This window comes from Qingrenia yutianensis, assembly GCF_014385105.1.
GTDB lineage: Bacteria > Bacillota > Clostridia > UMGS1810 > UMGS1810 > Qingrenia > Qingrenia yutianensis.
Window position 1 is genome coordinate 22,762 of the sequence record NZ_JACRTE010000018.1, and the last position, 7,715, is coordinate 30,476.

Here is a 7,715-nt window from a genome sequence, read left to right on the forward strand (position 1 = left end):
GCTCCTTACATAACGGACTTAAACCCGTCAAAATACATTTCCGTGCGCGTAATGCTTATAAAATCAGCTTTGTAGCCGTCCGAGTATTTTTCAAATGCCGAAATCACCGTTTCGGGCTTCAAATTCTGCACGTTTCCTGCCGACAAAACCATTTCATATTCAGCATTGCCGTCATTGTCGCTTATTAAACCGACAGACGAAATCATAGGCTTGATATTTGTAAGAGTTATGCCTTTTTTCGTTTTTTTGTCAACTTCAAGAGTTTCGTTCTGCATAATTTTCTCTATATCACAGTTTCCGCGGTGTTCAACGTTTACAAGATATTTTGCATATGCGATTTTGCTGAGCGGTGTGTCGGTTTCGGATACCTTTCGCGCGTCGGTGATGATTAGCCCGAGCGGAATGTTTTCGTTTAAACGCGACACAATTTCACCGCACGGCACATCTTCGGTAAATTCAATTTCCATATATTCCGCGTCGCTTATAACTCCAACAGAAATAGGGAGCGCAACAGTCATAATCATATGCGGATTAAACCCTTGGGAATATTTTACGGGAAGATTTGCGCGCCTGAACGTGCGCGTTATCGTCCTTACAAAGTCGAGATGCGAAATAAACCGCGCATCGTCGGTTTTTCTGTATTTAAGCCTGTATTTATTCAAAGCACACACCTCTTCCGAAAGATAAAGCTCCGCACCCTGCGCATTTTGCACGGCAGTTGGGGGTTACAATGCCCTCTTTTGCCCTTTTTGCTTCGCTTATCAAAAATTTCTTGGTCACACCCGCGTCAATCATATCCCACGGCAGAATTTCGTCAAATTCTCTGTCGCGGACGTAGAATTTCGGGTCAAGACCGCATTCTTCAAATGCTTCGTTCCATAAATCGTTTCTGAAATGCTCGTCCCAGCCGTCAAACTTAACGCCTTTTTCAACCGCCTTTAAAATAACTTCGGAAAGACGTCTGTCACCGCGCGCAAACACGCCCTCAAGCACGCTCACGGGTGCGGCGTGATATGCAAAGTTAATCCTTTTAGGCATACATTTTTTAAGCTCCGCCTGTTTTTCTTTTATTTCGTCAAGCGTGTTCTGCCTTACCCACTGAAACGGCGTAAACGCTTTGGGTACAAAGCTTGAAACGCTTATCGAAAGGCGCAGACCTTTCGGACGTTTTTCTTTTTCTATCGAGAAATATTCGCCCAGAACCTTGTTTCCGAGTGCCGCTATTTCGCAAACGTCCTCTATCGTTTCGTAGGGAAGTCCGAGCATAAAATAAAGCTTCACGCTCGTATACCCGCCCTCAAATGCCATTTTTGCCGCGGAGAGTAAATCTTCTTCGCATATGCCCTTGTTTATAACGTCGCGCATACGCTGACTGCCTGCCTCGGGTGCGAATGTGAGCGAACTTTTGCGTACTTTCTGCACCTTTTCCATAAGGTCGAACGAAAACGAATCGAGCCTTAATGACGGGAGCGAGAGGTTGACCTTGTTTTTCTCGGTGAGTTTTATCAGTTCGGTTGTGAAGTCTTTCAAATCGCGGTAGTCGCTTGTGCTTAACGACGAGAGCGAAATTTCTTCATATCCCGTGTTTTTCAAAAGCGCTTCGGCTTGTTTTAAGAGTGTTTCTTTCGATTTTTCTCTGACGGGACGGTAAATCATACCTGCCTGGCAAAATCTGCACCCTCTTATGCACCCTCTGAACATTTCGAGCATAATTCTGTCGTGCACAATTTCGCCGAACGGAACTATAATCCTGTCGGGATAAAACACCTTGTCCATATCGGCGATAATTCGTTTTTTCACTGTTTTGGGCACAAAATCGTATTTTGTGTCAATCGCCTTAACCGTGCCGTCGTCATTGTATGAAATTTCATAAAACGACGGAACGTAAATTCCGCCGATTTGCGAAATTTCCTTTAAAAATTCAAAGCGCGTACCGCCTCTTTTTTTCCATTCGCGGTATGCGTCCATAACTTCAATCATAACTTCTTCACCCTCGCCGAGCATATAAAAATCGGCAAAATCGGCGATTGCCTCGGACGAATACGCGCACGGTCCGCCGAAACACACAAACGGGTCGCCATCTTTTCTGTCGCAGGATTTGGGCGCAACGTTTGCAAGCTTTAACATATTGACAATGTTTGAATAGCTCATTTCATACTGGAGCGTAAAGCCTATGAAATCAAAATCCGACACGGGCGACATTGTTTCGAGCGAAAAAAGCGGAATATCGTTTTCACGCATTTTTTCCTCCATATCAACCCACGGCGCAAACACGCGCTCACAGTAAATATCGTCAACCGAGTTTAAAAGATGATACAGAATTTTCATTCCGAGATGGCTCATTCCGACCTCGTAAACGTCGGGAAAGCAAAACGCAAAACGTATGTTTATGCCGTTTAAATCTTTGTGAACGCTGTTAAATTCCGTCCCGATATATCGCGTCGGCTTTTCCACCGACGGAAGTATTTTTTTCAGCTTGTTTTTCATTGGTTATATCCTCTCTCAAAAGCATACCCGTTTTAACTCGCGCGCCGTATTTTAAAATTCCGTCCGAAATTTCCGCCTGCGAAAGCGTTCCGATAATTTTAAAATTTTCGTCAAACACCGAAACAACGAGCGCGCACTGCGGTGTGTACGAACTCAAAAGCGTAAGCGCGCATACGTCTTTTGCAACGCCGATATGCTTTATTTTAAAGCGCTTTGCGCCGTTTAAAAAATCGCGGCACAAAAGCTTTTTTCTTAAAAGAATTAAATTTTCTTTTTCATTCTTTATATTATACAACAAAAACATACCGATAATCAATAAGGAAATGTTATATTTGGTAATAATTAAGAAAATCATACCAAATATGACGGTTATTACGGCGGTGATTTTTGTAACTGTCAGCATAATTTTGTACGAAATCAAATAACCTTTCGCGTATGCAAGAAAGGCTTTTATAATCACCGCGCCGTCGAGCGGAAGTGCCGGGGCGAGGTTTAAAAGAAAAAGCGCAAGGTTGCAGAGTGCGAAAAACGTTAAATTTTTAAAGTTTACACATATTAAAAACGCAAAAAAATTTGCCGCGGGGCCCATAGCCGAAACGAAAATTTCCTCATTCGGATTTTTTGTCATTTCGCTTTTTATTATGAGCCCGTACGGCATAATTTTAATATTTTGGCATTTTATTTTTAAAATTTTCATCACCGCAATGTGTGCGCCCTCGTGCAGAAGCGCCGCGGCAAAGATTACGGCATATTCTCTTAAACGCCCTGCCGCCGTAAAAATCAACAGCACGGCAAAAAAGTAACCGCTTACCGATATTTTGCTGAAAACACTCACCGCTTTTACAATGATTTATAAAAATTATTTGTGCTTATAAAGCACAAAATTTTCGGGATTGAGCCGTTCGCCGTTTTTCTTGATTTCAAAATGAAGATGCACTCCCGTTGCAATTCCGCTTTCGCCCATCTGACCGATTTTTGTGTTGTTGTCTACGTATTCGCCCTCGGTGACGCAGATTTTGTTTAGGTGCGCATACGCGGTGGTGTAACCGCCCGTGTGTTCGATTATCACGTATTTGCCGTTTGCGCTGTCCTCGCCCGTTTTTATAACCTTTCCCTCGGCGGCGGATATTACCGTCTGGTTCATAACGCCTGCAATGTCAATGCCTGTGTGAAAGTTGCCGTCCGCGCCCGTCACCGGGTGGACGCGCCCGCCGAATACCGACGAAATTTTTCCCTCGGTCGGATTTCTAAAAGCCGGCATTGCGTCGGGATTTGTTTGGGGGGTTGTTTCCGCGGGCGCATTTTTAACCGTTTCAATTTCAGGTGCGGTTTCGGACGGCGGTTCTATTTTTTCGCTTGCCGCCTCGGCGTCCGACTCGCTTGGAATTTCGGGATTTTGAACATTTCCCTCGTTTAAACGGTCGTCAATGTTTTTAATAACCTCAATGCTGTCAAGACCGCTTTTTTTTATGGCAAACGACGCGGCAGACTTTACCTTGCTTATGTCGGTGGAAACGTTCAGCGAACGTTTTATGTAAGTTTTAAAATTTTCGGAATAGGGAAAATTTGAATTGCACGCAAAAACCGACGCGCCGAGTATGCACACGCTTGCAAGCGTCTGAAAGGCAAACTTTTTTGCAATGCCGTGACCTTTTGCACTGTCTGTTTTTTCGTTTCGGCTCGAGTATCTTAACTTACTTGCACTCATTTTCATCACCTCATACCACATATATTGTGAAAAACTACAAAATATGCTTAATTTTGCAAAAAACGTTGAAATATTTTTGAGATTGATATATACTAAAAGGTAATATGTGTAAAGGACGGTATATAAAATGCAGTTTCTTAAACGTAAGGGAATATCACTCAGTGCAAAGGTATATTTTATCGACGCGCTCGGAGCAATGGCTCTCGGACTTTTCGCGTCGCTTCTAATCGGCACAATTTTCGGCACAATCGCCGACTATGTTTCGTATGAGCCGGTAAGCGGATTTTTAAAGCAAATGCAGAATTACTGCAACCTCGCGCAGGGTCCGTCAATGGCAATGGCAATAGGAACAGCGCTCGGCGCACAGGGACTTGTTTTGTTTTCGCTTTGTGCGGTGGGCTGTGCGTCGTCGGCGCTCGGCGGACCTTTCGGAACGTTTATCGCCGCAGTTATCGCCGCGGAATTCGGCAAGCTTGTTTATAAGGAAACAAAAGTGGATATAATAGTTACTCCGACTGTCACAATCGCAGTCGGCGTGGGTGTATCTATGCTTGTGGGTCCCGGAATAAGCGCTGTTATGAAATATCTCGGCAGTCTTATAATGATGTTTGTTGAATTAAAGCCTGTGCTTATGGGCGCTCTCGTTTCGGCGGTTGTAGGAATTTGCTTAACGCTTCCCATATCGTCAGCGGCAATATGTGCGTCGCTCGCGCTTACGGGTATTGCAGGCGGTGCGGCAACGGCAGGCTGCTGTGCGCAGATGGTCGGTTTTGCAGTGATGAGTTTTGCCGCAAACAAATGGAGCGGTGTTATCGCCCAGGGACTCGGAACAAGTATGCTCCAAATGGGCAATATCGTCAAAAAGCCCGTAATCTGGCTTCCGCCCACGATATGCTCGCTTATAACGGGCGCACTCTCGGCGGCGGTGTTCAAAATGGAAAATCCCGTTGCAATCGCGTCGGGAATGGGAACGTGCGGTCTTGTCGGACCTATCGGAGTGTTAAGCAAAACAGGTGTCGGCTTAAACGACATTTTGGTTGTTTTGCTCCTGTGCATTGTTCTTCCTGCGGTTCTTACGTACATAATCGCGAAAATTTTCAAACATTTCAAAATTTTTGACGACAGTGACTTAAAACTTGACATATAAAAAAGCAACGACTTAAAACCAATCAAGCCGTTGCTCAAGTAAAGGGGGTTTTAAGTACGTCAAACCGCAAGGCTTGGCGCACTTAAAATATTTGTGAGGTCAATTCTATTTATCCCCGTATTTTAGGTTTATATACATTTTTAAAAAATTTTTTAAGGTGATAAAATGTTTTTAAGGCGGATTTTAGCAATTACAGTTTCAAAAGCGTCGATAATTCTCGGCAGACTGATGGGCAAAAAAGGCTCGTCGACGCCGGGCGAAATTGCGCTTAAAATATGTCCCGATATTCTTTCGTATTTGTCAAAGCAGATTAAAAAAGAAATAATTTTCATCTGCGGAACAAACGGAAAAACCACCACAAGCAACCTTTTATACTCTATGATTAAAAACGAGGGCAAAAAGGTTGTGTGCAACAACGTCGGCGCAAATATGCTCCCCGGTGTGTGCTGTGCGTTTGTCGAAAGCGCGAATATTTTCGGCAAAATCAATGCCGACTATGCGGTTATCGAGTGCGACGAGGCGAGCATCAGGCGCATTGTGCCGTATGTAAAGCCCGACAAGGTTGTTATAACAAATCTTTTCCGCGACCAGCTTGACCGCTACGGCGAGATTGACATAACGATAAAACTTCTCACCGAGGCGTTTGACAAGCTCGGCAAGGTTAATTTAATTCTCAACGGCGACGACCCTCTGTGCACTTATTTCGGCACAAAATACAACGCGGTTTACTACGGTGTTGACGAAAAAACAAACGTTGAAACAAACGAAATAAAAGAGGGCAGATTTTGCCTTGTATGCGGTGAGGAACTTAAATATAACTACTATCACTACAGCCAGCTTGGCGATTATTACTGCGAAAAGTGCGGATTTAAACGTCCGAAGCTTGATTACAGTGCGAAAAACGTTGACCTTGACGGCATAATGAAATTTGATATAAATTTCGACGGAAAAACCTTGCCCGTTTCGGTGGATTACAAGGGATTTTACAACATTTACAATATTCTTGCCGCCTTTTCCGCGTTTGCGTCGCTCAATCTCGCGTTTGGCAACATTGGCAACATCGGAAAAACGCTTGCGGAATATAAACCGCAAATCGGCAGAATGGAAAGTTTTAATATCGGCGGTAAAAAGGTGATATTAAACTTATCGAAAAATCCCGCGGGATTTAATCAGGCGATTGCCACACTCAATGCCGATCCCGAGGAAAAAGACGTTTTTGCGGTAATCAACGACAACGCGCAGGACGGACGCGACATATCGTGGATTTGGGACGTTGATTTTGAGCTTATGGCAAAGTCGAACATAAAAAGCCTCACCGCCGGCGGAATAAGGCGTGACGACGTTGCGGTGCGCTTTAAATATGCCGATTTGAAAGATTTTGACGTTTTGGAAAACAACATAAAAAATCTTGCCGAAATAATCGGCAGAAGCAAAAGAACGCTCTATGTTCTTGTAAATTACACCGCGCTTTTTTCCACACAGACAAATCTTCTGAAGCTTGAAAAGGAGGAGGAAAAATGAAAATCACAATAGGGCATCTTTTTCCCGACCTTTTAAATTTATACGGCGACAGAGGAAACATTGCGGCGCTCACAAGACGTATGCAGGCGCGTGGAATTGAAACCGAAGTGAAGCCGTACGGCATAGACGACGATATAAATTTTGCCGACCTTGACATTGTGTTTATCGGCGGCGGTTCGGACAGGGAACAGCTTTTGGTGTGCAAAAAACTCCTCACCATAAAAAGCGACATCACGCAGTATGTCGAAAACGGCGGTACGCTTGCGGCGGTGTGCGGAGGGTATCAGCTTTTGGGGCATTACTATCAGCTCGAAAACGAAAAAATAGAGGGACTTAAAATTCTTGATATTTACACCGTTCAGGGCAGTCCGCGCCTTATAGGAAATATAATTCTCGACAGTGACTATATCGGCACAACGGTTGTCGGATTTGAAAATCACGGCGGACGCACCTTCATAAATTCGCACAAACCGCTCGGAAAGGTTTTGTACGGATACGGCAATGACGGTGAGTCGGGATATGAGGGCGTTGTTTATAAAAACGTTGTCGCAACGTATCTGCACGGACCTCTGCTCCCAAAAAATCCTGTGCTTGCCGATAAAATCATAAAAAACGCGGTGATGAAAAAAGATGCGTCTTTTGTGCTTTCCGACATAGAGTCAACGCTCGAAAACACCGCGCACGACTATATTATAAAGAGATTTTTAAAAAAATAGCGATATTTTAAAAATAATGCTTGCCGATAAAATCATAAAAAACGCGGTGATGAAAAAAGATGCGTCTTTTGTGCTTTCCGACATAGAGTCAACGCTCGAAAACACCGCGCACGACTATATTATAAAGAGATTTTTA

Annotated in this window: 7 protein-coding genes; 3 read left to right on the forward strand and 4 right to left on the reverse strand. The window is 44.0% G+C overall.

Annotated features, from left to right (window positions below; genetic code table 11):
• Positions 1 to 5: 5 nt before the first annotated feature.
• The 4 genes from H8706_RS10370 to H8706_RS10385 form a co-directional block, all read right to left on the reverse strand.
• A complete protein-coding gene (locus H8706_RS10370; RefSeq protein ID WP_262432567.1) occupies positions 6 to 662 on the reverse strand; it encodes a TIGR03936 family radical SAM-associated protein in 657 nt (218 codons plus the stop codon).
• Entirely contained in the window at positions 655 to 2,487 is a 1,833-nt protein-coding gene (locus tag H8706_RS10375; protein WP_262432568.1) for a TIGR03960 family B12-binding radical SAM protein, read from the reverse strand. Before H8706_RS10375 ends, H8706_RS10370 begins: the two co-directional genes overlap by 8 nt.
• A complete protein-coding gene (locus H8706_RS10380; RefSeq protein WP_262432569.1) occupies positions 2,417 to 3,277 on the reverse strand; it encodes a zinc metalloprotease in 861 nt (286 codons plus the stop codon). Before H8706_RS10380 ends, H8706_RS10375 begins: the two co-directional genes overlap by 71 nt.
• A gap of 69 nt (positions 3,278 to 3,346) precedes the next feature.
• On the reverse strand, positions 3,347 to 4,195 hold the full coding sequence (locus tag H8706_RS10385; RefSeq protein WP_262432570.1) for a M23 family metallopeptidase: 849 nt from the start codon (positions 4,193 to 4,195) through the stop codon (positions 3,347 to 3,349).
• 127 nt (positions 4,196 to 4,322) lie between these two features.
• Between H8706_RS10385 and H8706_RS10390 the strand changes: the two genes are divergently transcribed.
• The 3 genes from H8706_RS10390 to H8706_RS10400 all read left to right on the forward strand — a co-directional run bounded on the left by H8706_RS10390 (position 4,323) and on the right by H8706_RS10400 (position 7,579).
• Positions 4,323 to 5,342 (forward strand): PTS transporter subunit IIC, encoded by a 1,020-nt coding sequence (locus H8706_RS10390; protein ID WP_262432571.1) that lies wholly within the window; start codon positions 4,323 to 4,325, stop codon positions 5,340 to 5,342.
• A gap of 165 nt (positions 5,343 to 5,507) precedes the next feature.
• Positions 5,508 to 6,863, forward strand: a complete 1,356-nt coding sequence (locus tag H8706_RS10395) for a Mur ligase family protein (RefSeq protein WP_262432572.1) — start codon at positions 5,508 to 5,510, stop codon at positions 6,861 to 6,863.
• Complete coding sequence (locus H8706_RS10400) at positions 6,860 to 7,579, forward strand: type 1 glutamine amidotransferase (protein ID WP_262432573.1); 720 nt, start codon at positions 6,860 to 6,862, stop codon at positions 7,577 to 7,579. Before H8706_RS10395 ends, H8706_RS10400 begins: the two co-directional genes overlap by 4 nt.
• Positions 7,580 to 7,715 lie beyond the last annotated feature (136 nt).